Source organism: Streptomyces sp. NPDC001315, assembly GCF_042896175.1.
Lineage (GTDB): Bacteria > Actinomycetota > Actinomycetes > Streptomycetales > Streptomycetaceae > Streptomyces.
In genome coordinates this window covers 177820-203446 of sequence record NZ_JBIAWZ010000010.1, presented here as the reverse complement: position 1 = coordinate 203446, position 25627 = coordinate 177820, and the positions used below count along the sequence as shown (strand labels likewise).

Sequence of the window (25627 nt, the reverse complement as noted above, 5' to 3'; positions counted from 1 at the left end):
CCGCTCCTTACTTCCGGGCGGCGGTCTCGACCGCGCGCACGATCTTGACGTAGCAGCCACAACGGCAGACGTTGCCGCTCATGTACTCCCGGATCTCCTCCGGCGAGCTGGTGTGGCCCTCCTGGATGCACGCGACCCCGGACATGATCTGGCCCGGAGTGCAGTACCCGCACTGGAAGGCGTCCTCGTCGATGAACGCCTGCTGCAGCGGGTGCAGTTCGTCGCCCTTGGCCAGGCCCTCGATCGTGGTGACCTCGGCGCCCTCCAGCCGAACGGCCAGTGTCAGACAGGAGTTGACCCGCTGCCCGTCGACCAGCACCGTGCACGCCCCGCAGGCCCCGGCGTTGCAGCCCTTCTTGGAGCCGGTCAGGTCGAGGTGCTCGCGCAGCAGATCGAGGAGCGAGGTGCGGTTGTCCACCGTCACGGTCCGGCGGGTGCCGTTGACGGTCAGGGAGACCCGGCTGGAGGGCGCCGCCTCCGCGGCGGCGGCCTCCTCCGAGCCGGCGAGGAACGTCCCTCCGGCCACCACGGCACCGCCCACCACGACACCGGTGGCGATGACGGTACGTCGGCTGGGTCCCGAGGGGGACTCACCCGATTCGGTCGAGGGTGGAACAGCGGATTCAGAGAGGTCAGCAGACATACATACGCCTTCGCATCACGGACGGGACAGACGTGAACAACAGCGGGGCAGCAGGCGCGGGATCAACGCCACCGCGGGAAAGCGCGACCCTGCGCCTTGTCAGGGCGGCTGGTCACGCCGGAAGTCTTGCATCAGCGGCAACACTTGCGGCAGGGAGACTTTTATCCCCCCTTTGCCTTCTCATGGTCTTCTGCATGACAAGGAGACGGTGAGCCAGCGCAATTCTTGAGGCATGCCACATTTCGCCCGCCGCCGGGCAACAGCCTGACTCTGCCAGTGGTAGGAACCGCGAACGTAGGCACATTCCTGCCCTGGGTGATTTCCCGGCGGCGAGGCATGCTCGTCACCGTGCCTGGACGGAAGGCAGCCGGGCGCGAGAGCACTGCTAGGAGATCCCCCACATGACCACCGTTGCTGCTTACGCCGCTCCCGCCGCCAAGGCTCCGCTGGAGCGCACCACCATCGAGCGGCGCCCGGTCGGCGAGTTCGACGTGCTGATCGACATCAAGTTCGCCGGTATCTGTCACTCCGACATCCACCAGGTCCAGGAGGGCTGGGGTACCGCCATCTTCCCGATGGTCCCCGGTCACGAGATCGCCGGTGTCGTCTCCGAGGTCGGCCCCGGTGTCACGAAGTACCAGGTCGGCGACCGGGTGGGCGTCGGCTGCTTCGTCGACTCCTGCCGCGAGTGCGACCACTGCAAGGCCGGTCTGGAGCAGTACTGCACCGGCGGCGGCATGATCCAGACGTACAACTACCTCGACAAGGACGGTCAGCCCACCTACGGCGGCTACTCCGAGAAGATCGTCGTCGACGAGAACTACGCCGTCCGCATCCCCGACGGCCTCGCCCTCGACGTGGCCGCACCGCTGCTGTGCGCTGGCATCACCCTGTACTCCCCGCTCAAGCACTGGGGTGCGGGCCCCGGCAAGAAGGTCGCGATCGTCGGTCTGGGCGGTCTCGGCCACATGGGTGTCAAGATCGCGCACGCGCTGGGCGCCGAGGTCACCGTCCTCTCCCAGTCGCTGCGCAAGAAGGACGACGGCCTGAAGCTGGGCGCCGACCACTACTACGCCACCAGCGACCCGAAGACCTTCGAGGAGCTGGCCGGCACCTTCGACCTGATCGTCTCCACGGTCTCGGCCCCGCTGGACTTCAGCGGGTACGTGAACCTGCTGAAGATCGACGGAGCCCTGGTCAACGTCGGCGCCCCCGAGGAGCCCATCTCCGTCAACGTCTTCCCGCTGATCATGGGCCGCCGGTCGATCGCCGGCTCCGCCATCGGCGGCATCGCCGAGACCCAGGAGATGCTGGACTTCTGCGCCGAGCACGGCTTCGGCGCCGAGATCGAGGTGATCGCCGCGTCCGAGATCAACGAGGCGTACGAGCGGGTGTTGGCGAGCGACGTCCGCTACCGGTTCGTGATCGACACCGCGACGATCTGACCCCGGATTCACCCCGCCCCCGAGAAGGGGGGAGGAGTTCTTCCCTGGGAGAATTCCTCCCCCCTTCTTTCTCTATCCAGGCCGAGCTCAAGATGCAGAAAATGCGCTTACGGGCCAATCTTGATGGAAAACCAGGCGCCCGGAGTATCACGCATCAAGCACCCTTGCCGGGAAATCAGGGGAGCGTATCGTGACCGAACTCGACATGGCCGAGCTGGCATTCAACGGATTCGTCGGGCAATGGACAGAAGGCACCACCGACGGCCGGCGCGCGCCCCTGCTGCGCCGCCCCTCCGAACTGGGCCTGGCCTACGAGGACGTGACGTTCCCGTCGATGGACGGCGTACCGCTCGAAGGCTGGTTCATCCCGGCCGACTCCGACCGCCTGATCATCCACAACCACTTCTCCCCCGGCAACCGCTACGGCTACCCCGGACACCTGCCGGGCTGGGACCGATTCGGCGGCTTCGAGGTCAACTTCCTGCCCACCTACAAGGGGCTGCACGACGCCGGCTACAACGTGCTCACCTACGACCTGCGCAACCACGGCATGAGCGGCTACGGCAACGGCGGCATCTGCACGATCGGCCTCACCGAGTACCGCGACGTCATCGGCTCCCTCCGGTACGTGAAGACGCGCCCGGACACGGCGGGCATGAAGAAGGCCCTGCTGTCGGTGTGCCTGGGCGGCAACTCCACCGCGGTGGCGTGGGCCAAGCACCCGGAGGAGTTCGACGAGATCCAGGCGATGGTTCTGCACCAGCCGTTGGAGGGCAAGTCCATCGGCGAGCAGTTCTCCAAGGCGATCGGCTTCGAGGGCGGCTACGACCGTCTCGACCAGGCCGTCCTGGAGCGCACCGGCTTCCACCTGGCCGAGCAGTCGCCCGCGAAGTACGCCTCCGCGATCACCGTGCCCACCCTGGTCGGACAGGTCCACGACGACGTCATGACCACCCCGGAGGCCGTGCAGGCGGTCCACGACGCCATCCCCGTTGACAAGGAGATGCACTGGATCTACGGCACCTCACGCCGCTTCGACGGCTACAACTACTTCAGCGAGCACCCCGAAGTCGCCGTCGCCTGGTTCGACAGCCACGTCCGCTGACCGGCGGCGAGGGAAAGGCCAAGGACATGTCCCCGACGGACAACTACATCTTCGACCTCGACGACCACGTCACCCGCACCCCGGTGTCGTACAAGAACCGGTTCGGCATCACCATCGCCGCGGACCTCTACCGGCCGCGGGACTTCGACACGTCCCAGCGCCATCCGGCGATCATCGTCGGCGCACCGCACAGCGCGGTCAAGGAGCAGGGCTCGGGCATCTACGCCCAGACCATGGCCAAGCGCGGCTTCGTGGCGCTCGCCTTCGACCCGTCGTTCAACGGGTACAGCGGCGGCGAACCCCGGCACATCACCTCGCCGGAGATCTTCACCGAGGACTTCAGCGCGGCCGTCGACTACCTGGGCACTCGTGACTTCGTGGACCGCGCGCGCATCGGTGTGATCGGCATGTGCGGCAGCGGCGGGTTCGCCGTCAGCGCCGCCCAGGTCGACCGGCGCATCAAGGCGGTCGCCACGACCAGCATGTACGACATCGCCCGCGCCTACTCCAAGGGCCACCGCGACTCGATCACCGACGAGGACCGCATCCGTATCCTCGACGAGCTCGCCGAGCAGCGGTACGCGGACTTCGAGGCCGGGCATCCCGCACTGGCCCCGCGCGGGGCGCCCATCGGATTCGACGAGAACACCGACCCGATCGGTCGCGAGTTCGGCGAGTTCTACTCGACCCCGCGGGGCTACCACCCCAACGCCATCACCCAGTTCACCTGACCAGCACGATGGCGTACCGATCGGTCGCGAGTTCGGCGAGTTCTACTCGACCCCGCGGGGCTACCACCCCAACGCCATCACCCAGTTCACCCTGACCAGCACGATGGCGTACATGAACTTCTCGCTGCTGGACCACATCGCGTCGATCTCGCCGCGGGCCCTGCTGTTCGTCGTGGGCGAGCACGCCCACTCGCGCTACTGCAGCGAGGACGCCTGCGAACTCGCCGCGGAGCCCAAGGAGTTGTACGTCGTCCCGGGCGCCGGCCACGTGGACCTGTACGACAGGACGGAGCTGATCCCGTTCGACAAACTGGAGGAGTTCTTCACCAAGAATCTCGCGTGAGCGCCACGTCGCGTACGTGACGGGGGCATCCGGACGGCCGGATGCCCCCCGTACGTCTATGGGCCGTACGTCTTATACGGCGTCGGTGAGGGACCGGAACTCGTCGTCGGTGAGGTCGAGCAACGCGGCGGCGGTGTTCTCCTCCAGGTGTGCGACCCGAGAGGTGCCGGGAATCGGCAGCATCACCGGGGACCGGCGCAGGAGCCAGGCGAGGGCGAGCTGGGAGGGGCTCGCGCCGTGCTGCTTGGCCACGGCGTCCAGCGGGCCGCCCGGGCGGGCGAGTTCGCCGGTGGCGATCGGGAACCAGGGGATGAACGCGATGTTCTCGGACTCGGCGTACTCGAGGACGTCCTCGGCCGACCGGTTCGCCAGGTTGTAGAGGTTCTGCACGGAGACGATCTCGGCGTGGGTGCGGGCCTCCTTCAACTCCTGGACCGTCACCTCCGACACTCCGATGTGGCGCAGCTTGCCCTCCTGCTGCAGCAGGGCCAGCTCACCGATCTGGTCGGCGAGCGGAACCTTGGGGTCGATGCGGTGCAGCTGGTACAGGTCGATGCGCTCGAGCCCGAGATGACGCAGGCTCAGTTCCACCCGCTCGCGCAGGTGCTCGGGGCGGCCGTTGGGGCGCCAGTCCCCCGGGCCCGGGCGGAGGAGGCCACCCTTGGTGGCGATGACCAGGTCGTCGGCGTAGGGGTGCAGCGCCTTGCGGATCAACTGCTCGTTGACGAACGGCCCGTAGGCGTCGGCCGTGTCGATGAAGGTGACGCCCAGTTCCACGGCCCGGCGCAGCACCCGGACGGCCTCGTCCGGATCACGCGGCTCGCCCCATACACCGGGGCCCGTCAGCTGCATGGCGCCGTAACCGAGACGGTTGACCGTCAGGTCGCCCCCGAGGTCGAAGGTGCCCGAGGCTACGGCGGGGCGCTCGGTGGGCTGCGTACTCATAACAGGTCCTTTGAGAGAGTGCGAAGGTCCGGACAGGCCATCGGCCTGCCTATTCGAGGCTTACACCGCCGCCCAACACGGAAAAGGGAGAGATCCTTCCCCCCTTCCGACATGTTGGCTCCTTTGCCGACAGGGCTCCCACAGGCTGAGAGGGAGTTACAGCTGCATGTAGACGCTCTTGGTGTACAGGTAGGTGTCCATGTGGGCGGCGCTCCCCTTGGAGCCGTAACCGCTCAGCTTCGTGCCGCCGAATCCGACCAGCGGATCGATGTAGCCGTAGCAGTTCACCCACATCGTGCCGGTGTGCACGCCCTGGACCACTCGAAGCGCGGTGGACAGGTTCTGTGACCACACCGCTCCGCCGAGGCCGTATTCGCTGTCGTTGGCGATGGCGATGGCCTCGTCCACGTCGTCGAAGGGCAGGATCGACAGGACCGGGCCGAAGATCTCCTCGCGGGCGATGCGCATCTCGTTGGTCACGCCGGCGAAGACGCTCGGCTGGACGAAGTATCCGTTCGCGAGGTCGCCCCCGAACCGCTCGCCGCCGCGCAGCAGTTCGGCCCCTTCGGCGCGGCCGACGTCGATGTAGGAGAGCACCTTGTCCAGCTGGGGCCGGGAGATGACCGGGCCCAGCGTGGCGTCGGCGTCGAGGCTGTGCCCGACGCGCAGGGTGTCCGTGAACGCCAGCAGCCGCTCGGTGAACTCCTCGACGACGGGCCGCTGGACCAGCACCCGAGTGCCGGCGAAGCAGATCTGCCCGGAGTTGGCGAAGACCCCCATCGCGGCTCCCGGCACCGCCTTGTCCAGGTCCGCGTCCGCGCACACGATGTCCGCCGACTTGCCGCCCAGCTCCAATTGGAGCTTCTTGATGTTCACGGTGGACGCCTCGATGATGCTGCGCCCGGTCTGGGTCGAGCCAGTGAAGGCGATGCGGTCGACGTCGGGGTGGGCCGCCAGCGCGTGACCGGCCTCCTTGCCGAGGCCCGTGACGACGTTGACGACACCCGGCGGCATTCCGGCCTCGTGCAGGATCTCGGCCACCCGCAGCACCGACAAGGAGGCGTCCTCGGACGGCTTCAGCACGGCGGTGCACCCGCTGGCCAGAACCGCGCCGATGATCCAGAACTGGCTGTTGAGGGGACCGTTCCACGGAATGATGCCGCCGATGACCCCGACCGGTGCCTTCAACGTCATCGTGGCGACGTTGCCGGGGATGCCGTTCATCAGCGTCTGACCGCTGATGTTGGCCGCCTGGGAGGCGAAGAACGACACCATCTTCAGCAGGGCGGGCTTGGTGGTGCGCAGCCTCGTGACCGGGGTGCCCATGTCCAGGGCCTCGATCTGGATCAGTTCCTCGAACCTTTCGTCGAGGATCTGGGCGATGCGCGTCAGCAGCGCCTGGCGTTCGTACGGGGTCCAGGTGCTCCACCGGCCCTTGAACGCCTTGCGTGCGGCGAGGACCGCGCGATCGACGTCGGCCTCGTCACCGGCGGCGAGCCGTGCCAGGACCTCGCCGGTCGAGGGGTTGACGGTGGTCAGCGTCTGCCCGGACGCGGCCGGGACACTCTGGCCGTCGATGAGGTGATGATGCGCCTCGCGGGAAATGAAGACCTGGGCCTGCTTGCACAGGGCGGAGTTCTGCTGGGATGTGGTCACTGCTTGCCTCTCAACGGACCTTCGATACGCCGTAGTCGAAACGCCGTCAGCCGGAATACGTCAGTGGAATCACGTCAGTCGAAGACGAAGACGCCCTTGCCGATCTGACGTCGGTCGAACAGGTCGTAGGCCCGCTCCGCGTCCTCCAGCCGGAACTCGTCCGTGAACAGCGACTCCACGTCCAGGCCGCGCTCGGCCACGAACAGGGCGCACTCCTCCTGGAGGTTCTTGCTGAAGGTGAGCGAGCCCATGACGGTCTTCTGCAACTGGATGAGGTCCTCGCTGTCCAGCTCGACCTTGCCGAAGACCCCGACCATGCACGCGGTTCCCCAGCGCCGGAGTGCCTGGACCGACTGACGGCGCACGGTGGCGTTGGCGCTGCACTCGATGGACTTGTCCGCGCCTTCGCCGTCGCGGGTCAGCGCGCGGACCGCGGCCACGGGGTCCTGCTCCCGTACGTCGACGACGTGGTCGGCGCCGAACCGTTCGGCCATCTCCAGGCGGGAGGGCTCGACGTCGAGGGCGATGACCCGGGCCCCGAAGGCCTTGGCCAGCATGGTGCAGCTCAGGCCCACGGGGCCCTGCCCGAAGATCGCCACGGTCTCGTCGGCGGACAGGCCGACCCGCTTGATCGCCCCGAAGGCCGTTCCGGTGCCGCACGAGATGGCCGCACCGGTCTTGTACGAGAGCGAGTCGGGCAGGCGGATCAGCGTGTGCGCGGGGACCTTCATGAGGTCCGCGTGTCCCCCGTCGCCGTCCAGACCGCCGTATACCGTGCGCCCGTTCGGACAGTACTGCGTCCAACCGGAACGGCAGTACCGGCAGGTGCGGCATCCGTCGTAATGGTGGACCATGACCCGGTCGCCGACCTTGGCCTCGCTGGGTCGCACGGCGTCACCGACGAGTTCGACGACTCCGCACGGCTCATGCCCTTCGATCACCAGCTGAGCTCCGGTACGCGCCGGGCCGTGCAGGTGATTGAGGTCGCTCCCGCACATGCCGGAGGCCTTCATCCGGAGGACCACTTCGTCCGGCCCGGGGACGGGGTCGGGGAACTCGCGGAGATCGAGCTTGCCCTCGCCCAGGAAGACAACTGCTTTCATGTCAGTGCTCCTCGATGGTCGGGAGGATCAGCCGGGCAGGCCGGGACGCCGAGCCGCGGGAGACGGGCCCGAGAGCGAGGGGCCGACAGACGCCCCCGCCGCTGGCCGTACGTCATGTGTGGCGGCGGAGCCCTCCGGTCCACCGTCGGCGTCGCCGTCCGGGGCGATCTGCGCCAACGCCTCTGGGGACGTGTCCACACCGGCGACGGCGTTGAGCAGGGTCACGACGACGTACATGCCCGAGACGGCCAGGATCACCCCGACGACGCCGGCGCTGTTGAACAGCCACAGGACGATGAAGGGCGAGAAGATCAGGCAGACGCGACCGACGGTCTGGGCGAAGCCGCCGCCGCGGAAGCGGAAGGCGGTCGGGAAGAACTCCGGGGTCGTTCCCAGACTCAGGGTCAGGAACGACGCGACCGTGGCGACCAGGACGAAGCCGACGGCGATGACCAGGGCAGGCGATGTCATGAACGGATAGATGCCGGCGAAGACCGCCGCCAGCGACCCGAACATCATGATGCTCTGGCGCCGTCCGAGGCGGTCGACGATGAACGCGCACAGCAGCGGTCCCGCGACGTAGCCGGACATGATGGCCGCGTTGAACCCGAGGGACTTCGACACGGTCATCCCCTGCTCCACGAAGAACGTGGGCATCCAGCCGGTGACGGCGTAGGAACCGAACAGACAGGTGACGGTCAGAATCAGCGCCATCAGCGTCCGCCGGATGACGGGGCGCGAGAACAGCACCGTGATCGGCACCCACTCGGCCTTCTCGTCCGTCGCGTCGGCCGCCCGGTCCGTCGCCGGAGACTGGCCGGCCTCCGGGCTCGGGACGCCGGACTCCAGCTCGATCTTCCGGATGACGGCCTCGGCCTCCTCGTACCGCCCACGCGACTCCAGCCAGCGCGGGGACTCGGGCATACCCCGGCGCAGCCACCAGGCGATCATGGCGCCGACACCCCCGATGACGAACATCCCGCGCCAGGACCACCCGGGAATGACCACCCAGCCGACCAGCGAGGACAGGGAGACGCCGAGCCCGGCGAATATGCCGAGCAGGCCCAGGTAGCGGCCGCGGCGGCCACGCGGGATGAACTCGGTGATCATGCCGTAGCAGATGACGTACTCGGCGCCCATCCCGATGCTCATCACGCCTCGCAGGGCGATGAGCACCTCCATAGACGGTGCCAGCGACGCGCACAGGGCGAGAATGCCGAAGAGCGCCAGGCTGAACTGGAAGGCGAAGGCGCGTCCGACCCGGTCGCTGAGCCAGCCGGCGAAGATCGCGCCGATCGCGAGACCGGCGAAGGTGACCGACAGGAAGAGCGAGTTCAGCTCCAGCGTCGAGAAGCCGGTGTCCAGCACCGACGCCAGCACACCGGCCGACAGCGTGTTGTCGAACGAGTCGAAGAACATGCCGAGGCCGACCAGCAGCACCAGGCGCCGGTGGAACGTGCCGACGGGGAGACTGTCGAGCCGCTGGCCCGCGTTGACGTGGGTGTTCATCGGCCGGCCCCTTCCGGGACGGCTCCGGTGATACGCGCCTGGTCGGCCAGGCGGGGAGTACGAGTTGCGCACGGATTCGGTCGACATTGTCCGGTCATGCGGCTTACTACCTTCGGCTCGGTGTCCGGCGCGCGGCGGCGCGAACACGACGATGTGTTGGTGAAGCGGCCCTGCTCATGGGTGGACCGTCGGGAACAAGTTGAACTGGCGGCTCCGCCTGGACACGTCGGTGGGACATGCCGGCGGCTCAACAGCGACGGTGCACAGCTCCTCGCAGCGGTGCTTGAAAATATCCTGCATTATGAGACTTCGTCAATGGCCGAGACCGAGGGGTCGGCATTCGCGGCGCTTCGTTCAGCAGGACCGGACCATTGCAGGAGCGAACCACATCACAGCAAGCGGCGCGGTCCGCGAGGAGAGGGCTCTACGGCGTCAGGGAACACCTCGACGCAAAGGTGAAGGGCGTGGCGCCGCGCGGGCTTCGACCGTCCCGCGCCTTGGGGCGCGTCAGTCGCGCTGCTGCTCCAGCAGGCGCTCCGACATGGTCGCCGCCGCCTGCTTGACGGCGAGCACCGCATGCTCGACCTCGACATCGCGACGCTGGTTCTCGTCCCAGGCGACTCCGACGCTGCCCAGGGCCGTCTTCTGGTCGGTGAGAATGGGCGCGGCGACGCTGTAGACGCCGGGGTTGAACTCGCCCACGGTCAGGACGTAGCCGGCCTTCTTCATCTCACCCAGGATCGCGCGGAATTCGCCCCACGTGGCACCCAGGCCGGCGTTCTCGATCTCCTTGCCCTGACGGGCGTAGATGGCCTTCAGCCGGTGATGGGGAAGGTGGGCCAGGATGACCTTCGACACCGCTCCCTGGAACAACGGGCGCCGCTGCCCGCGACTGAACCGGTTCGCGGGGCTCGACGGGGCTCGGTGTTCGCCGACGCACAGGACCGAATCACGGAACGCGGTGCACAGAAGCGCCGAGTGCCCGATCTTCTCGACCAGCTCTTCGAGTACGCCATGACTGGCCAGGAGCAGCGGATCGGTCAGGCGGATCTGCAGGTCCATCTCGATGATCCGCGGACCGAGGGTGTAGTAGCCGTTGCGCGCCGAGCTGAGCAGACCCGCCTCGTGCAGCGTCTTGATGTAGCGATACCCCGTCGACCTGGAGGTCTCCAGGGCCTCGATGATGGCGGCCGTCGACCACACGGGTTCCGTTTCGCTGAACAACTGCAAGATGTTGAGCATCTTGGCCAGGCTGCCCGCGCCGTCCGGAGTCGCTGTCGCCGTCACCTTTGTGACGATATTCCACATTGTGGGATATCGTCAACAATTACGATCGGCATGCCGCCCCATGATAGTGCCCTGCCGTGTGGGGGGCTCGGCTCAGCTCGGCCGCGGCACCCCGGTCACGCCCGCGGGACCGCCATGTACTTGTACTCCAGGAACTCGTCGATGCCCACGCGACCGCCCTCGCGGCCCAGACCCGAGGCCTTGACGCCGCCGAACGGCGCGGCGGGGTTGGACACGATGCCGGTGTTCAGGCCGACCATGCCGACCTCCAGGGCCTCCCCCACCCGGAAGCCGCGGTCCACGTCCTGGGTGAACAGGTAGCCCGCCAGGCCCCACGGGGTGTCGTTGGCCATGCGGACCGCCTCCTCCTCCGTGTCGAAGGGGACGACGGGCGCCACCGGACCGAAGATCTCCTGGGACATGAGGTCCGACTCCGCCGAGACGTCCGAGAGGACGGTGGGCGCGTAGAAGTAGCCCGGGCGGTCCGGCCGGTTGCCGCCGCAAACGACCTTCGCGCCCTTGCCGACGGCGTCGTCGACGAGTTCCTGGACCTTCCGCAGCGCCTTCTCCTCCACGAGCGGCCCGACCTCGATGCCCGGTTCGGCGCCGTCGCCCACCGTCAGCGCGCCCAGCCGTGCGGCGAGCAGGCGGGCGAACTCCTCGGCGACGGGCCGCTGGACGAAGATCCGGTTCGCGGCCGTGCAGGCCTCGCCCATGTTGCGCATCTTGGCCGCGACCGCGCCTTCGACGGCACGGTCCAGGTCGGCGTCCTCGAAGACGAGGAAGGGGGCGTTGCCGCCGAGCTCCATCGACGAGCGCATGACGTGCCGGGACGCCTGCTCCAGCAGGCGGATGCCCACCGCGGTCGAGCCCGTGAAGCTGATCTTGCGGGCGATGCCGCTCGACATCCACGGCGAGACCACCGAGGACGGGTCGGTCGTGCACACCACGTTGAGGACGCCCGCGGGGAGCCCGGCCTCTACCAGGATGTCCACGAGTGCCAGGGAGGAGAGCGGGGTGAGGTTGGCGGGCTTGAACACGATCGTGCAGCCGGCCGCGATCGCCGGTCCGATCTTGCGGGTGCCCATGGCGAGCGGGAAGTTCCACGGAGTGACGAGCACACAGGGGCCGACGGGTTCGCGGGAGACGAGGATGCGGTTCTTCCCGTCGCCCGTCGTCGTGAGGTCGCCGCCGATGCGGACGGCCTCCTCGGAGAACCACCTGAAGAACTCGGCGGCGTAGGCGACTTCGCCCTTGGCCTCGGCGAGCGGCTTGCCCATCTCGGTGGTCATGATGAGGGCGAGCTCGTCCTGGCGCGCCATGATGAGGTCGTAGGCACGGCGCAGGATCTCGCCGCGCTCACGGGGACTCGTCCTGGCCCACTCCTTCTGCACACGACCCGCGGTCTCGATGGCGCGCAGCGCGTCCTCGGCGCCGCCGTCGGCCACGGTCGCGACGACCTCCTCGGTCGCCGGATTGACGACGTCGAAGCGGGCACCGGACGCGGCCTCGCCCCACTGCCCGTCGATGAAGACGCCGGTGCTGACTTGGGCGATGGCCTCGCGTGCCTGCTGCGAGAGGCGGAGGGCGCTGACATCGGTGGTCATGAGAGTCCTTCTCTTCCCTGGGTGGGGCGGTCTGTGGAAGTGGTGGTCGCACGCGGGTCGAGGACCTGGGCCAGGTGCAGGCCGGGTCTCGAAGGGTCGAGCTGGTCGGCCTGCCGGGCGCAGGAGAAGCCGTCGGTCAGCACGGCGACGTCGTGGTCGGTGGCCCTGAGCGCAGGAGCGAGCGCGATTTCCGCGACCTGCATGCTCACGTCGTAGTGCTGGGCCTCGAAGCCGAAGTTCCCGGCGACACCGCAGCAGCCGTCCGCGTCGACGACGGTACGCACACCAGCCGCCTTGAGCGCCGTGCGCTGGGCGGCGGCCCCGAACACCGAGTACTCGTGGCAGTGCGTCTGGAGTACGGCCCGCTCCGGCACCGGACTCGCCGGGGACGGCTCCCAGCCCGCCGACACCCGCTCCGCGACGTACGCGGCGAAGCTGCGCACGCGCGCCGCGACGCGCCTGGCCTGCTCCGTGGGGACCAGTTCGGGCAGGTCCTTGCGGAGCGCGGCCGCGCAGCTCGGTTCGATGACGACGATCGGCCGGTCGGTGCCGTCGTCGAGCGCTTCGGCGGCCTTGGACAGCAGCCGTTTCGCGGTGCCGAGCTGGCCGGTCGAGATCCATGTGAGGCCGCAGCAGGCGTCGGCGGAGCAGGCTACGGCGTCGCCGGCGTCCGCGAGGACACGAGCCGCCGCACCGGCCACCTCGGGCCGGAAGCCGCGCGTGAACGTGTCCACGAACAGGACCACTGAGGCTTCACCGGCACCTCGGACACCGGCGTCGGCGATCTCGCGCCGCCACTCCCGCCTTCCGGCGAACCGCGGCAGCGCGCGCTTTGTCGTGAGCCCACCCGCTACCGCCGCGACCTTGCCCAACGGAGTCGCGAGGACCGCGTTGACGAGGCGGGAGAGACGGCCGGTGAGCTTGAGCCAGCGCGGGAGCCAGCCGAGCGAGAAGTGCGCGAGCGGCCGTAGGCGGCGCCGGTAGTAGTGGTCGAAGAACTCCGACTTGTACGTGGCCATGTCCACCCCGGCCGGGCAGTCGGTCGAACAGGCCTTGCACGACAGGCACAGGTCCAGCGCCTCCCGGACCTCCTTCGACCGCCAGCCCTCCTCGACCGTGCGCGCGCCCCGGACCATGTCCTGGAGGACGCGGGCACGGCCGCGGGTCGAGTCCTTCTCGTCCCGCGTGGCCCGGTAGCTCGGGCACATCACCCCGCCACTGTCCGCGCGGCACCGGCCCACGCCGATGCAGCCCTGCACGGCGTGCACCCAGGGATCCGTCCCGGCGGACGTCGCCGGGTGCAGGTCGAAGCTCGTACGCCACTGGCGCTGCGGCACTCCCGCGAGGGCGAGGTGGGCGTCCATGGGATCGGGATCCGTCACGGAGCCCGGGTTCAGGATGCCCGCGGGGTCCCACAGCCGGCGGCACTCGGCGAACGCGGCCATCATCTCGGGCGAGTACATGAGGGGCAGCAGCTCGGACCGGGCCCGACCGTCCCCGTGCTCGCCGGACAGCGATCCGCCGTGCCGCACCACGAGTTCGGCGGCCCGGTGGGTGAAGCGGCGGAAGACCGCGCGACCCTCCTCGCTGCGCAAGTCGTAGGTGATGCGGATGTGCATGCAACCGGCGCCGAAGTGCCCGTACATGACACCGGTGAGTTCGTGTTCGGCCAGGAGTTCCCGGAGGTCCGCGAGGTAGTCGGCGAGCCGCTCGGGTGCGACCGCGGCGTCCTCCCAGCCCGGCCACGACTCGCCCCCGGAGGCCAGCCGGGAGGAGAGTCCCGCCCCGTCCTCGCGGACCCGCCAGAGCGAGGCACGCTCGGCCGGGTCCGCGGCCGAACGGCCTTGTACCAGCCGCCCGTTCTCCGCCAGCCTCGCGAGCAGCTTGTCCGCCTGGGCGCGTACCGACGCCGGGTCGTCGCCGTCGAGGTCCACGAAGAGCCAGGCCCGGCCCTCGGGCAGGCCCAGGACGGAGTCGGGGCCCCGGCGGTGGCGCATCGTGGCGACGATGGCCTCGTCGGTGCCCTCGACGGCGGCCGGCGAGAACTCCAGGATCGCCGGGATGTCACGGGCGGCGTCGACGACGTCCTCGTAGCCGAGGCAGACGAGCAGCGCGCTCGCCGGCTTCGGTACGAGCTTCATGCGCGCGCCCACGACGACGGCCCATGTCCCCTCGGAGCCGACGACGGCGCGCGCGATGTTGAACCTCTTCTCCGGCAGGAGGTTGTCGAGGTGATAGCCCGACACCTGCCGGGGAATGCGGCCGAGTTCGAGGCGGAAGATGCTCAGGTTGTCCTGCGCGAGCCGCTCCAGTGCCGCCGCGAGGGACTCCGCCCGGCCGGCCGAGAACGTGTCGGCGGGATCGGTGGCCCGCAGACCCGTCTCGGTCGCCGTCAGGCGGGCCCCGTCGGACGTGACGAGGTCGATCTCCGCCACGTGGTCGGAGGTGCGGCCGTAGCGGACCGAGTGGTTGCCGCACGCGTCGTTGCCGATCGCTCCGCCGACCGTGGCGCGGTTCTTGGACGAGGGGTCGGGCGCGAACGTACGACGGCCGCCGGTCGCGCGTTCCACCTCCCGGGAGAGCGTCGCGAGGACGACGCCGGGCTCGACGTCGACCGTCCCGGCCTCCTCGTCAACGGCGCGGACACGGTCCATGTGCCGGGAGAAGTCCAGGAGGAGCCCGGGGCCAATGGCGTTGCCCGCCATGGACGTTCCGCCCCCTCGGGCGATGACCGGTGTGCCGCTCGCCCGGCACACCGCGACGGCGGCCACGACGTCGTCGACGGTGCGCGGGAACGCCACGGCGAGCGGTTCGACACGGTAGTTGGAGGCGTCGTAGGCGTACTCGGCGCGTCTGCGTGGCGACGCGTCCGCCCGCACTCCTGCCTCCGCGAGTTCCCGGAGCAGCGCCGGGCGGCCGGCGGAATCGGTCATGGGCATGAGCTCTTTCTCGCGAGGTCAGGCAGGGGCCGGCGGCCGGTGTCGGCTCAGAACCGGTGCAGCACCGCGCGGAAGAACTCGGTCGGCTCCACGGCCTCGACGGGCACCGGACCCTCGTCGGCCAGGAACTCGTACCCGGTCTCGGGGCCGTACTTCTCTCCGCCCGCCGTCACCCTGCCGTTGATCTGGAAGAGGATCTCGATGGAGGGGAACTGGCCCGCCTGGTACACCGCGCCGGCGTCCAGGCGCAGGAAACCGATCCGCAGATCGCGTTCGGTGAAGCTGCCCAGCCACTTCTCCCGGACGCCCGCGTCCCCCTTCTGCCAGTCGTAGGCCTCGGGGTTCATCGCGATGACGTCGGTGTACCGCGGGGTCGCGAACTCGAGCTTGCCGCCGGTGGCGTGCTCGAAGATCGCCTCCGAGCCGTCCTTGGTACGGGACACTCCATCGGCGTCGGTGTAGTGGTACAGGCCCTTCTTGAACTCGCCGGTCCTGGCCAGTTCGGCGTTGACCGCCTCGCGCTGCGCGACGCTCAGATAGCCGGCGCCGCTCGCCCCGCCGCATTGCAGAACCATGGTGCGCAGTCCCTCGGGGCGCTCCTGGGGGCCGTAGTGGACGCTCTCGGGGAAGTACCCGACCCACCCCTCCTCCAGGACGTCGGTCTCGGTGTAGGGCAGCCGGCCCTGGATGACGTAGCGGATCTGGTCGAAGTTGTGCCGGTGGCGGGGGGTCCGCCAGCCACCGCCGCCCGTGAGACCCATGTTCAGGTCGTAGTTGTTGGGCGAGCCGTCCTCTCCGAACAGCAGGTGCTTCTGGTCGAGCGTTCCCTCACGCATGGTTCCGACCCGCTCGCTGCCGGTGTCGGATGCCTTGCTGACGCGCATCTCCGCTCCTTCACACATTCGATGTCGTCCCGCGAAGGGAGTCCTTGACGGGAGCCACTTCCGTTGACGATATCCCATAATGCGGGATAACGTTCAAGCGCCCGCTGGATTGAGTGCGACGCCGTGAGGATCGACGATGACGACGACACCCCTGACTCACACCCCGTACGACTCCGGAGTACCGGCGTCGGCACGGGACTTCGGCGTCGAGGGGCGGGTCGTCCTCGTCACCGGTGCCGCCCAGGGCATCGGCCGTGAGCTGGCCCGCCAGTTCGCCGCGGCCGGTGCCTTCGCCGTGGTGGCGGACCTCAACGTCGACAAGGCGGAAGCGGTCGTGAAGGAGATCCACGACGCCGGCGGGACCGGCCTGGCCGTCGGGGTGGACGTGGCCGACGAGGCATCCGTCGCGGCGATGGTCGACACCGTCGTCGAGAGGTGGGGCCGGGTCGATGTGCTGATCAACAACGCTTCGATCTTCGCGACCATCACGAAGGGGCCCTTCGACAAGATCCCCGTGGCGGACTGGGAACAGGTGCTGAAGGTCAACGTCACCGGGACCTACCTGTGCGTGCGGGCCGTGGCCCCTCATATGCGTACGGCGGGCTTCGGCCGCGTCATCAACATCTCGTCCGACTCCGTGACCCGGGGCACCGTCAACTACCTGCACTACGTCACCTCGAAGTCGGCGCTGATCGGTATGACCAACTCCCTGGCGCGCGAGCTGGGCGGCCACGGGATCACCGTCAACTGCGTGCGGCCCGGCATGGTCGCCACGGAGGTCGAGCGCACCGTCAACCCCACCGTCGAGGTGCGTGAGCGCGCGGCGGCGCAGCAGTGCATCCCGCGCGGGATGGTCCCGACCGACCTGGTCGGCGTCATGTTCTTCCTGGCCGCACCGGCGTCCGCGTTCATCACCGGCCAGACGATCGCGTGCGACGGCGGCTACACCCACAGCAGTTGACCCACCCGACAAGCCCCACGCAGTCCGAGGAGACCGAGCCGCCCATGAGGCAGTACCCGCACCTCTACATCGACGGTCGATGGACGGAACCGACCGAGCCCCGCGCACTGGAGCTCGTCGACCCCACCCGCGAGGAGCCCTTCGCCAGGGTGACTCTGGGGGACGCCGCCGACGCGGACCGCGCGGTCGCCGCGGCCCGACGCGCGTTCGACAGCTTCTCCACCACCTCCCCTGACGACCGGATCGCGTTGATCGACCGCGTCATCGACGTGTACGAGTCGCACCTTGACGAGTTCTCCGAGCTGATCGCGCGCGAGGTCGGCATTCCCGTCGGCAACCGCGCCCAGGTCACCGGCCCGGCCGAGCACATGAGGGTGGCCCGCGACACCCTGCGCGCGTATCCCTTCGAGGCGCGGGTGGGCGGCGCCGTCGTCCGGCGCGAGCCGATCGGCGTCTGCGCGCTGATCTCACCGTGGAACTGGCCGATCCAGACCGGCGTCATCAAGGCCGTCTACGCCCTGGCCGCCGGCTGCACGATGGTCGCCAAGCCCAGCCTCAACTCCGCCGCCAGCGGCGCGCTGCTGGCCCAGGTACTGCACGAGGCCGAGGTGCCGCCGGGCGTGTTCAACCTGGTGAACGGCACCGGCCGCGAGGTGGGCGACCGACTGTCCCACCACCCAGACGTGGACATGATCTCCTTCACCGGCTCCACCGCCGCCGGCAAGCTGGTAGGAGCCGCCGCCGCGGGCACCGTGAAACGCGTCTGCCTCGAACTGGGCGGAAAGTCGGCCAACATCGTGCTTCCCGACGCCGACCTCGAACAGGCCGCCCGCTGGAACATCCGGCGCGCCTTCTTCAACGCCGGCCAGTCCTGCCACGCCCCCAACCGCATGCTGGTGCACGAGAGCCAGGTCGAGCAGGTGGTGCCCTTCCTCGTCGACGAGGCCCGCCGCTATCACCTGGGCGACCCGCTGGAGCGTACGACGACCATGGGACCGGTCGTCAGCGCCGCCCAGTTCAAGTCGATCACGGACCACATCCAGAGCGGTCTCGACGAGGGCGCCCGTCTCGTCACCGGTGGCGTCGAGCGCCCCGAGGGGCTCGACCGGGGCTACTTCGTGCAGCCCACGGTGTTCACCGGCGTCACACCCGACATGACGATCGCCCGCGAGGAGATCTTCGGCCCCGTCCTGGCCGTGCTGCCCTACCGCGACGAGGACGACGCCCTGCGCATCGCCAACGACTCGCCCTACGGGCTCGGCGGCTATGTCTTCGGTGGCGACCGCGAGAACGCCCGGCGCGTGGTGAACGGTTTGCGCGCCGGACGGGTCAGCTACAACGGCGCGGCCACGGACTCGTACACCCCCATGGGTGGTTACAAGCAGTCCGGCATCGGCCGCTCGATGGGCCGGTTCGGTCTTGAGGAGTATCTCGAAGTCAAATCCGTGTACGGGTTCGAGGACGAGGCGCAGGAGTTGCCGGCCCTGTTCGGCTGAGCCATCCCGAGTCGGTCAGGAGCCGTCAGAACATGAGCAACGAACCCACCCGCCTGCTGCGCAACCCCGCCAAGGAGAAGCTCTCCCGGGGCGAACCGGTGTTCTCGATGACGATTCGCCTGGTGCGGACCGTCGACATCGCCGCCATCGCCCACACCGCGGGATTCGACTCCGTCTACATCGACATGGAGCACAGCAGCTTCCCCCTGGAGGCCGCGGGCCAGATCTGCATGGCCTGCACCTCCCTGGGCGTCACTCCCCTGGTCCGCGTGCCCGGCCTGGACCCGTTCTTCATCGCCAGGGTCATGGACGCCGGCGCCATGGGGATCGTCGTACCCGGTGTGCAGTCCGCCGACGAGGCGCGCGCCGCGGTCCGTGCCGTCAAGCACGCGCCCTTGGGCGAACGTTCCCTGGCGGGTGCGGCGCCCCAGCTGCTCTACCGGTCCCTCCCCGCCGACCAGACCGTCCGCGAACTCGACCAGGCCTCCATGGTCGTGACCCAGATCGAGTCACAGGCCGGTCTGGACGCGGCGGACGCCATCGCCGCGGTGGACGGCGTGGACATCCTCTTCGTGGGCGCGAGCGACCTCAGCGTCGAGCTGGGGGTGCCGGGGCAGGTGGACCATCCCGAGGTGCACAAGGCGTTTCTGCATGTCATCGACGCCTGTCGAGCGCATGGAAAGGCTGTGGGCATCGGTGGACTCGGCGGGCGGCCGGACCTGGTCCGGCAGTATCTGGAACTCGGCGCCGGCTATGTCTCCACCGGCAACGACATCTCCTTCCTCAGCGCCGCCGCGGCACAGAAGCGCCGGCAGTTCGACTGACCGACTTCGGCCAATCGACTTCGACCGACCGGCTTCGACTGACCGGTTTCGACTGACCGACACGTCATGGAACAGGAAGCGCACATGAAGATCTGCGTATACGGCGCCGGAGCCGTGGGAGGGCACATTGCCGGACGCCTCGCCGCGGCACAGGCCGAGGTCTCGATCGTCGCGCGGGGTGAGCAGCTGGCCGCGATCCGGCGGCAGGGGCTGCGGGTGGAGACCCATGACGGAGAGCTGGTCTCCCACCCGGTCGCCACCGACCGGCCCGGCGATCTGGAGCCGCAGGACCTCGTCATCGTCGCGGTCAAGGCCCCGGCTCTGCCCGCCATCGCCGAGCAGGTCGGTGCCCTGCTCCACGAGGACGGCTCGGCGCTGTTCGTCATGAACGGCATCCCCTGGTGGTACTTCCACGCCCACGGCGGCCCCTTGGACGGCACCCACCTTCAACGGCTGGATCCCGGGCGGGCGTTGTGGGACCACGTCGGTCCGGAGCGCGCCGTGGGCGCGGTCGCCTACACCGCGTGCAGCGTGATCTCACCGGGGGTGATCCGTGCCGAGAACCCGCGCAACCGCCTGGTCGTCGGACGCCCCGACGGCCGGCCCGACGCGAGGCTCGACACCCTGGCGTCGCTCCTGAACCCCAGTGGACTGGAGACCAGCGTCACGCCGAGGATCCGTGACGCGGTCTGGGCCAAGCTGCTGATGAACCTGATCGGGGGCTCGCTGGCCGTGCTGAGCACCTCGCCGATGAAGGACGTCCTCGACAAGCCCGCCATCGCCGGTACCGCGAAGGCGATGGCGGCGGAGGGCGCGGCCATCGCCCGTGCCCTGGGCTGCGACCCGGGCGCCCCCTACGAGGGCCTGGCCAAGCTGGCGAAGTCCGGGCATCTCCAGAGCATCGCGCAGGACCTTCAGGCCGGCCGGCCCATGGAGATCGACGCGATGTTCCGCGTCCCCCTCGACCTGGCCGAGCTGATGCAGGTCCCGACCCCCAACCTGGACCTGGTGATCGAGCTGGCCACCCAGCGGGCCCGTGCCGCGGGCCAGTATCGCGACACCAGTACCGTCGTCGACGTCTCCCGGTGAACCGGCCCGGCCGGAAGGCCGAGGGGCCTGCCCCAGCTCATCCCAGCGGCAGGGCCTCGCCGGAGCGTTCGGCAGCCGACGGCCGACGGCGCCGGTGGCGGACGATCAGGACGGAGCCGGCCAGCAGTCCGAGGGAGGCAAGAGTCAGCTGACCGGCGAGGGACGGGCAGTCCGACGGAGTGTCGTAACCGCCGTCCTCGAGACCCGCCTGACGCTCGAAGTGGTTGAACGCGCCGGGGAAGAACGCCTCGTCGAGGGCGTAGAGCGCGGGGAACGCGGCAGGGCCGGCGGCGAGTGAGAAGGCCGCCCACTGGTCGGCATGGCGGGCCTCGTGCTCGGCCAGGCGGTGCGCGCGGGGCGTTTCCGTCTCCATGCGCTGGTCGGTGAGGAAGACCGTGCCGAACATGGTGCCGGCACGGACGACCCCGTCGTCCAGGACCACGGCGGTCGTTCCGTTGTCGCCCTGGTACACCTCACCGCCCTGGCCCATGCCGTAGAGGAGGGCAGCCCCGGACACCGGCGCGTTGACCACCGTACGAGCGGCTTCCCACAGACCGGAACCCCCGGCGGCCTGGGCGGACGGTGCCGGGCCGGCGCGGAACTCGCCGGCGGAGCCGGCCGCCGTGAAGGACAGCGCGCACACCAGTTGCACCACCGTCCCGGCGACGACCACCGCCACCCGCCGCCGCGACGGCACGCGACCGCGCAGCGTTCCCACGGCGGCGAGGACCAGACCGAGCAGGCCGCCGCAGATCAGACAGGCGGACCACCACAGCACCTTGAGGGTCCAGGGGTGTCCCGGCCGTGTGACGGAGGGCTGTTGGTCCGGAGCGGCCGTCTGCCGCGGTGGGACGAGCGTTGGGGTGGTGGGGCGGGTCAGTGTGGACGTGGACATGGGGATATCTCGGCGTCGGGGTGGGTGGCTTCGCTCATCGCGCTGCGGCGCGTCGCCGCAGTCGCAGCACCGGGACCAGGTTCAGCAGCAGCCCGATCGCCGCGACGCCGGTGACCAGGTTGAGGCCGGGGCGGTAGGCGGTGAAGTCGGCGCCGCTGTCGCCCGCTTGGGCGATCACGGCGGTGAGGACGGCGAGGACGAGGGCGGCGCCGACCTGGCCAGAAGTCTGCACCAGGCCGGAGGCGAGGCCCTGTTCGGAGTCGTCGATGCCTTCGGTGGCCTGGGCCATGATGGCGCTGTAGCCGAACGCGAAGCCGCCGCCGAGGAGCAGCAGGGACGGGAGCATGGCGGTGACGTAGTCGGGTGAGGAGCCGGCCGTCGCCAGGAACCAGACGTAGCCGAGGGTCAGCGAGGTCATCGAGGTGATGATCAGCGGTGCGGTGCCGAAGCGGTTCACGAGTCGGCCGGTGAGGGGCGAGCCGACGGCGACGATCAGACCGACCGGCAGCAGCGCGAAGGCCATGCGCAGGGGCGACCAGCCGAGCCCGTCCTGCAGGAACAGCGTCATCATGAACTGGAAACTGAGGTAGGAGCCCATCAGCGCGACGATGCTGAGGTTGGCCCGGACCGTGGTGGCCTTGCGCAGGATGCCGAAGCGGACCAGCGGGTGCCGGACCCGCTGCTCGATCAGGACGAAGGCGAGCAGCAGCAGGACGGCGACGCCGAAGGCGGCGAGGGTCGCGGCGGAGGTCCAGCCCGTCTGCGGGGCGGTGACCACGGCGTAGACGGCGAGCAGCATGCCCGCGGTGAGGGTGACCGCTCCGGCCGGGTCCTGGCCGCCGGTCTCGGTGCGGCGATCGCGCGGGATCAGGATCAGGCCGACGACCAGCGCGAGCAGGGCGAGCGGGACCGGCATGAGGAAGGTCCAACGCCAGCCGATCCCGGTGAGCAGACCGCCCAGGATCAGGCCCGAGGAGTAGCCCAGGGCGCCGAAGAGGCTGAAGACCGACAGCGCCCGGTTGCGCTGCGGGCCCTCCGGGAACGTCGTGGTGAGGATCGACAGGCCGGCGGGCGCGGTGAAGGCGGCGGCCACGCCCTTGACGAAGCGGGTGGCGATCAGCAGCGAGCCGCTGTCGACGAGCCCGCCGAGCAGTGAGGCGGCGGCGAAGACGGCCAGCGCGATGAGGAAGACGCGGCGGCGTCCGAGCAGGTCGGCTGTGCGGCCGCCGAGCAGCATCAGGCCGCCGTAGCCGAGGACGTAGCCGTTGATGATCCACTGCAGGGAGCCGGTGGCCATGCCGAGGTCGTGGCCGATGGAGGGCAGGGCGACGCCGACCATGGAGACGTCGAGGCCGTCGAGGAACAGCACGAGGCACAGCACGGCGAGGACGGCCCAGAGGCGGGCGGTCCAGCGCGGTTCGGGGGCGGCCGAGGGCAGCGTCCGGGGGCGGGACTGGGTCAGGGACATGGGGAAAGGGGTCTCTTTCCTGGCGGATGAGCAGGCAGGTCGGACGCCTCGGCGCTGAGGGAACCGGTTCTGTCGGTGGGAAGAGGGCCGGACCGGGGGCGGGGACGCGCGGCGCGGTGGGCCTCGTGACGAGCGTGCCAGGAAAAGCCGTACACGAAAAAGGGAGAGCCTCTTCCTAGGCGCGGGGCGCGTAGGAGGAAAGGCTCCCCCTTTTGAAGGGAATAGCTGGGCGACGAAGGGAATGCCTGGGGGACGGTCAGGCGGAGCTGTCGCTGGTCGAGTGGCTGGGGTCCGCCGCCCAGGACGCCAGCATGCGCAGGCTGTCGTGGGTCGGGGTACCGGTTTCGGCGGTCCAGACGATGATCGCCAGGTCGGGATCGGCGGCCCAGGTGACGGCGTTCCAGTCGAGGTGCAGGTCGCCGACGACGGGGTGGCGCAGGTGCTTGGTCCCGGTGTCCCGGACGGCGACGTGGTGGGAGCCCCACCACTGGCGGAACTGCTCGTCCCGGACCAAGAGTTCACCCACCAGAGCGGCCAGCTGCGGGTCCCCGGGGTTGTTCGCGTTGTGCATCCGCATCTGGGCGATGGCCAGCCGGGTGACGCCCTCCCAGTCCGCGTACAGCTCGCGCATCGCGGGGTCGGTGATGAGCAGCCTGATGTAGTAGCGCTGCTTCTCGGGGATCTTTCCGAAGTCGGTGATCAACGCGGCACCCATGGCGTTCCAGGCGACGATCTCGGTACGCGGACCGATCACGAACGCGGGAGTGTGCGCCATGTCGTCGAGCATGCGCTGCAACTGCGGCTGCGCCTTCAGGCGCGGCTGCCGGCGGGGCGGGCGGAATTCGTCCTTGGCCGCGAGCTCGTACAGGTAGGCGCGCTGGTCCTCATCCAGGCGCAGCACCCGGGCCAGGGACTCCAGCACCGACGGCGACGGCTGGATACGGCCCTGTTCGAGGCGGGCGTAGTAGTCGGTGCTGATGGCCGCCAGTATGGCGACCTCCTCACGGCGCAGGCCCGCGACACGACGCGAGCCGCCGTCGGGCAGACCGACGGCGGCCGGGTCGAGCTCGGCGCGGCGCGCCTTGAGGAATTCCCCCAGATCGTGGCGGTGAGGATCGCGGTTCATGCCATCACCCTGACACCGGAACGCGGTGTTGTCAGGGGGAGAGATTTGTCCCTGGAAGTCCTCACCGCCGAGAAGACGCGCTGCCCTGCGGGATCAGCGGACGCGGCTCCACTTCCCGGTGAGCTGGACGAACTCGCCACCCACGATGGAGCTGGCCAGGGACGTCCCCGCCGTGTAGTCCTGGATGTGGGTGACGATGTCGCCGGAGACGGGTTCGACCCAGCGCACGACATACAGGCCGTCGCGGACCTTGGTCGCGCTGTAGTCCATGGTCTCGGTCTTGCCCTTGTGGTCGCCCGTTGTCAGCACGAAGCTGACCTCGGACTCCGATGCGAAGGTGATCTCCGCCGCGAAGGGGCCGAGCTCCGCCAGCCAGGTCTGGCCCACGCTGGGGAGAATTGCGTTGGTCTCCATCGGTACTGCCTCTCTATGACGGCGCTCGGCCCCGCGCGGTCAGCGGACGCGGGACCACTTCCCGTGGAGCTGGACGAACTCGCCACCGATGACCGAGCTGGCCATGCAGGTGCCCTCGGTGTAGTCCTCGATGTGAGTGACGTGGTCACCGGCGTCCGGCTCCGTCCAGCGCACGACGAACAGGCCGTCGCGAAGCTGGGTGGTGGTGTACTCCATCGTCTGCTTGCGGCCCTTGATGGCGCCGCCCGTCACCTCGAAGCTGACCTGGGTCGCCGAGTCGAAGGTGATCTCCACCGTGAAGTGGCCGAGCGGGGTGTCCGGGCCGAGGTCCGCGAGCCACGTCTCACCGACGCTGGGGAGAGTCGCGTTGCTGTCCATCAGTACTGCCTCTTTCTCTGAGCCTTTGAGCGGCGGTGCGGGGTGTCGTCAGCCGAGGGTCTTGACGACTTCCTGGGCCAGCGGGACGGCCGAGGCCGGGTTCTGGCCGGTGATGAGGGTGCGGTCCACCTCAAGGTGCGGGGCGAAGTTCTCCTCGCCCTTGTGGTAGTCCGCGCCGACGTCCGCGACGAGACGGTCCTCGAGCAGCCACTTCGCCCGGTCGGCGAGGCCGTTCTGGATCTCCTCGGAGTTGGACAGACCGGTCAGGCGGTAGCCGGAGAACGGGGACTTGCCGTCGGCGTCCACGGTGGACAGCAGCGCGGCCGGGCCGTGGCAGACCAGCGTCACGAGCTTGCCGGAGGCGAGCCAGTCGCCGAGCAGCTTGCCGGCCGCGGGGTCGTCGGAGAGGTCCTCCATCGGGCCCCAGCCGCCGGGGACGAACACCGCGTCGTAGTCGTCGATGTTCACGTCCTCGATGCGGACCGGGTTCGCCAGTTCGGTGGCCTCCTTGAGGGCGGTCCGCATCCGCTCGGCGCCCTCCTCGCCGCCGTTGAAGTCCGGGGTGAGGCTGAGCGCGTCGGCGGTCGGCGGGACGCCGCCCGGGGTGGCCGCGGCGATCTCGTAGCCGGCCTCCTTGAAGACGCCGTACGGGCCGATGGCCTCCTCGGCCCAGAAGCCGGCCGGCTGCTCGAACCCGTCGGCCAGGGTCCAGTGGTCGGCGGCGGTGATGAGGAAGAGGATCTTCGCCATGGGGTGCTCCCTGGGGTGAGTGCGGGCGG

23 protein-coding genes are annotated in these 25627 nt (G+C 69.3%); 8 read left to right on the top strand and 15 right to left on the bottom strand.

Going from position 1 to position 25627, the window contains the following annotated elements; genetic code table 11:
• Positions 1-7: 7 nt before the first annotated feature.
• Positions 8-643, bottom strand: a complete 636-nt coding sequence (locus tag ACFY16_RS26480) for a (2Fe-2S)-binding protein (RefSeq protein ID WP_390649677.1) — start codon at positions 641-643, stop codon at positions 8-10.
• Positions 644-1044: 401 nt separating this feature from the next.
• Here ACFY16_RS26480 and ACFY16_RS26475 point away from each other — a divergent pair, with 401 nt between their 5' ends.
• The 4 genes from ACFY16_RS26475 (at position 1045) to ACFY16_RS26460 (ending at position 4267) form a co-directional block, all read left to right on the top strand.
• On the top strand, positions 1045-2088 hold the full coding sequence (locus tag ACFY16_RS26475; RefSeq protein ID WP_390649676.1) for an NAD(P)-dependent alcohol dehydrogenase: 1044 nt from the start codon (positions 1045-1047) through the stop codon (positions 2086-2088).
• 190 nt (positions 2089-2278) lie between these two features.
• The gene (locus ACFY16_RS26470; RefSeq protein ID WP_390649675.1) at positions 2279-3193 is read left to right on the top strand and encodes an alpha/beta hydrolase family protein; all 915 of its coding nucleotides are present in this window, start codon (positions 2279-2281) and stop codon (positions 3191-3193) included.
• A gap of 26 nt (positions 3194-3219) precedes the next feature.
• Positions 3220-3924: an alpha/beta hydrolase gene (locus tag ACFY16_RS26465; protein ID WP_390649674.1), complete on the top strand. Its 705-nt coding sequence runs from the start codon at positions 3220-3222 to the stop codon at positions 3922-3924.
• A 112-nt stretch (positions 3925-4036) separates the two neighbouring features.
• The gene (locus ACFY16_RS26460) at positions 4037-4267 is read left to right on the top strand and encodes an alpha/beta hydrolase (protein WP_390649673.1); all 231 of its coding nucleotides are present in this window, start codon (positions 4037-4039) and stop codon (positions 4265-4267) included.
• 72 nt (positions 4268-4339) lie between these two features.
• Here ACFY16_RS26460 and ACFY16_RS26455 read toward each other — a convergent pair whose 3' ends face one another.
• From ACFY16_RS26455 to ACFY16_RS26420, 8 genes are all read right to left on the bottom strand, one after another.
• Positions 4340-5212, bottom strand: a complete 873-nt coding sequence (locus ACFY16_RS26455; protein WP_390649672.1) for an aldo/keto reductase — start codon at positions 5210-5212, stop codon at positions 4340-4342.
• Positions 5213-5368: 156 nt separating this feature from the next.
• On the bottom strand, positions 5369-6868 hold the full coding sequence (locus tag ACFY16_RS26450; RefSeq protein WP_390649671.1) for an aldehyde dehydrogenase family protein: 1500 nt from the start codon (positions 6866-6868) through the stop codon (positions 5369-5371).
• Between the two features lie 74 nt (positions 6869-6942).
• Positions 6943-7971 carry a zinc-binding dehydrogenase gene (locus tag ACFY16_RS26445; protein ID WP_390649670.1) on the bottom strand — a complete coding sequence of 343 codons (1029 nt, stop codon included), beginning with the start codon at positions 7969-7971 and terminating at the stop codon, positions 6943-6945.
• Positions 7972-7998: 27 nt separating this feature from the next.
• Positions 7999-9480 carry an MFS transporter gene (locus ACFY16_RS26440; protein WP_390649669.1) on the bottom strand — a complete coding sequence of 494 codons (1482 nt, stop codon included), beginning with the start codon at positions 9478-9480 and terminating at the stop codon, positions 7999-8001.
• A gap of 507 nt (positions 9481-9987) precedes the next feature.
• Positions 9988-10767 (bottom strand): IclR family transcriptional regulator, encoded by a 780-nt coding sequence (locus ACFY16_RS26435; protein WP_390649668.1) that lies wholly within the window; start codon positions 10765-10767, stop codon positions 9988-9990.
• Positions 10768-10883: 116 nt separating this feature from the next.
• Positions 10884-12374 (bottom strand): NAD-dependent succinate-semialdehyde dehydrogenase, encoded by a 1491-nt coding sequence (locus ACFY16_RS26430; protein WP_390649667.1) that lies wholly within the window; start codon positions 12372-12374, stop codon positions 10884-10886.
• Positions 12371-15307: an FAD-binding and (Fe-S)-binding domain-containing protein gene (locus ACFY16_RS26425; RefSeq protein WP_390649666.1), complete on the bottom strand. Its 2937-nt coding sequence runs from the start codon at positions 15305-15307 to the stop codon at positions 12371-12373. Before ACFY16_RS26425 ends, ACFY16_RS26430 begins: the two co-directional genes overlap by 4 nt.
• Before the next feature lie 53 nt (positions 15308-15360).
• On the bottom strand, positions 15361-16197 hold the full coding sequence (locus ACFY16_RS26420; protein WP_390649665.1) for a hypothetical protein: 837 nt from the start codon (positions 16195-16197) through the stop codon (positions 15361-15363).
• A 136-nt stretch (positions 16198-16333) separates the two neighbouring features.
• Between ACFY16_RS26420 and ACFY16_RS26415 the strand changes: the two genes are divergently transcribed.
• From ACFY16_RS26415 to ACFY16_RS26400, 4 genes are all read left to right on the top strand, one after another.
• Positions 16334-17158 carry an SDR family NAD(P)-dependent oxidoreductase gene (locus ACFY16_RS26415; RefSeq protein ID WP_390649664.1) on the top strand — a complete coding sequence of 275 codons (825 nt, stop codon included), beginning with the start codon at positions 16334-16336 and terminating at the stop codon, positions 17156-17158.
• A gap of 44 nt (positions 17159-17202) precedes the next feature.
• Positions 17203-18654 (top strand): aldehyde dehydrogenase family protein, encoded by a 1452-nt coding sequence (locus ACFY16_RS26410; protein WP_390649663.1) that lies wholly within the window; start codon positions 17203-17205, stop codon positions 18652-18654.
• A gap of 32 nt (positions 18655-18686) precedes the next feature.
• Complete coding sequence (locus tag ACFY16_RS26405) at positions 18687-19478, top strand: HpcH/HpaI aldolase/citrate lyase family protein (protein ID WP_390649662.1); 792 nt, start codon at positions 18687-18689, stop codon at positions 19476-19478.
• A gap of 84 nt (positions 19479-19562) precedes the next feature.
• Positions 19563-20567 carry a ketopantoate reductase family protein gene (locus tag ACFY16_RS26400; RefSeq protein WP_390649661.1) on the top strand — a complete coding sequence of 335 codons (1005 nt, stop codon included), beginning with the start codon at positions 19563-19565 and terminating at the stop codon, positions 20565-20567.
• 37 nt (positions 20568-20604) lie between these two features.
• Here ACFY16_RS26400 and ACFY16_RS26395 read toward each other — a convergent pair whose 3' ends face one another.
• The 6 genes from ACFY16_RS26395 to ACFY16_RS26370 form a co-directional block, all read right to left on the bottom strand.
• Positions 20605-21462, bottom strand: coding sequence for a hypothetical protein (locus ACFY16_RS26395; protein WP_390649660.1), 858 nt, complete (start codon positions 21460-21462; stop codon positions 20605-20607).
• Positions 21463-21496: 34 nt separating this feature from the next.
• Positions 21497-22930: an MFS transporter gene (locus ACFY16_RS26390; protein ID WP_390649659.1), complete on the bottom strand. Its 1434-nt coding sequence runs from the start codon at positions 22928-22930 to the stop codon at positions 21497-21499.
• A gap of 256 nt (positions 22931-23186) precedes the next feature.
• Positions 23187-24056 (bottom strand): helix-turn-helix transcriptional regulator, encoded by an 870-nt coding sequence (locus tag ACFY16_RS26385; protein ID WP_390649658.1) that lies wholly within the window; start codon positions 24054-24056, stop codon positions 23187-23189.
• 93 nt (positions 24057-24149) lie between these two features.
• Positions 24150-24470 carry a hypothetical protein gene (locus ACFY16_RS26380; RefSeq protein ID WP_367324560.1) on the bottom strand — a complete coding sequence of 107 codons (321 nt, stop codon included), beginning with the start codon at positions 24468-24470 and terminating at the stop codon, positions 24150-24152.
• 39 nt (positions 24471-24509) lie between these two features.
• Positions 24510-24848: a hypothetical protein gene (locus ACFY16_RS26375; RefSeq protein ID WP_390649657.1), complete on the bottom strand. Its 339-nt coding sequence runs from the start codon at positions 24846-24848 to the stop codon at positions 24510-24512.
• Between the two features lie 48 nt (positions 24849-24896).
• Positions 24897-25598, bottom strand: a complete 702-nt coding sequence (locus ACFY16_RS26370) for a type 1 glutamine amidotransferase domain-containing protein (protein ID WP_390649656.1) — start codon at positions 25596-25598, stop codon at positions 24897-24899.
• Between the last annotated feature and the right edge of the window lie 29 nt (positions 25599-25627).

Bases quoted from the DNA above. Each gene is read 5' to 3' on its own strand.
- ACFY16_RS26480 (WP_390649677.1), bottom strand. From the start codon at position 643: ATGTCTGCTGACCTCTCTGAATCCGCTGTTCCACCCTCGACCGAATCG.
- ACFY16_RS26475 (WP_390649676.1), top strand. From the start codon at position 1,045: ATGACCACCGTTGCTGCTTACGCCGCTCCCGCCGCCAAGGCTCCGCTG.
- ACFY16_RS26465 (WP_390649674.1), top strand. From the start codon at position 3,220: ATGTCCCCGACGGACAACTACATCTTCGACCTCGACGACCACGTCACC.
- ACFY16_RS26460 (WP_390649673.1), top strand. From the start codon at position 4,037: ATGAACTTCTCGCTGCTGGACCACATCGCGTCGATCTCGCCGCGGGCC.
- ACFY16_RS26455 (WP_390649672.1), bottom strand. From the start codon at position 5,212: ATGAGTACGCAGCCCACCGAGCGCCCCGCCGTAGCCTCGGGCACCTTC.
- ACFY16_RS26445 (WP_390649670.1), bottom strand. From the start codon at position 7,971: ATGAAAGCAGTTGTCTTCCTGGGCGAGGGCAAGCTCGATCTCCGCGAG.
- ACFY16_RS26440 (WP_390649669.1), bottom strand. From the start codon at position 9,480: ATGAACACCCACGTCAACGCGGGCCAGCGGCTCGACAGTCTCCCCGTC.
- ACFY16_RS26430 (WP_390649667.1), bottom strand. From the start codon at position 12,374: ATGACCACCGATGTCAGCGCCCTCCGCCTCTCGCAGCAGGCACGCGAG.
- ACFY16_RS26425 (WP_390649666.1), bottom strand. From the start codon at position 15,307: ATGACCGATTCCGCCGGCCGCCCGGCGCTGCTCCGGGAACTCGCGGAG.
- ACFY16_RS26420 (WP_390649665.1), bottom strand. From the start codon at position 16,197: ATGCGCGTCAGCAAGGCATCCGACACCGGCAGCGAGCGGGTCGGAACC.
- ACFY16_RS26415 (WP_390649664.1), top strand. From the start codon at position 16,334: ATGACGACGACACCCCTGACTCACACCCCGTACGACTCCGGAGTACCG.
- ACFY16_RS26410 (WP_390649663.1), top strand. From the start codon at position 17,203: ATGAGGCAGTACCCGCACCTCTACATCGACGGTCGATGGACGGAACCG.
- ACFY16_RS26405 (WP_390649662.1), top strand. From the start codon at position 18,687: ATGAGCAACGAACCCACCCGCCTGCTGCGCAACCCCGCCAAGGAGAAG.
- ACFY16_RS26400 (WP_390649661.1), top strand. From the start codon at position 19,563: ATGAAGATCTGCGTATACGGCGCCGGAGCCGTGGGAGGGCACATTGCC.
- ACFY16_RS26395 (WP_390649660.1), bottom strand. From the start codon at position 21,462: ATGTCCACGTCCACACTGACCCGCCCCACCACCCCAACGCTCGTCCCA.
- ACFY16_RS26390 (WP_390649659.1), bottom strand. From the start codon at position 22,930: ATGTCCCTGACCCAGTCCCGCCCCCGGACGCTGCCCTCGGCCGCCCCC.
- ACFY16_RS26385 (WP_390649658.1), bottom strand. From the start codon at position 24,056: ATGAACCGCGATCCTCACCGCCACGATCTGGGGGAATTCCTCAAGGCG.
- ACFY16_RS26380 (WP_367324560.1), bottom strand. From the start codon at position 24,470: ATGGAGACCAACGCAATTCTCCCCAGCGTGGGCCAGACCTGGCTGGCG.
- ACFY16_RS26375 (WP_390649657.1), bottom strand. From the start codon at position 24,848: ATGGACAGCAACGCGACTCTCCCCAGCGTCGGTGAGACGTGGCTCGCG.
- ACFY16_RS26370 (WP_390649656.1), bottom strand. From the start codon at position 25,598: ATGGCGAAGATCCTCTTCCTCATCACCGCCGCCGACCACTGGACCCTG.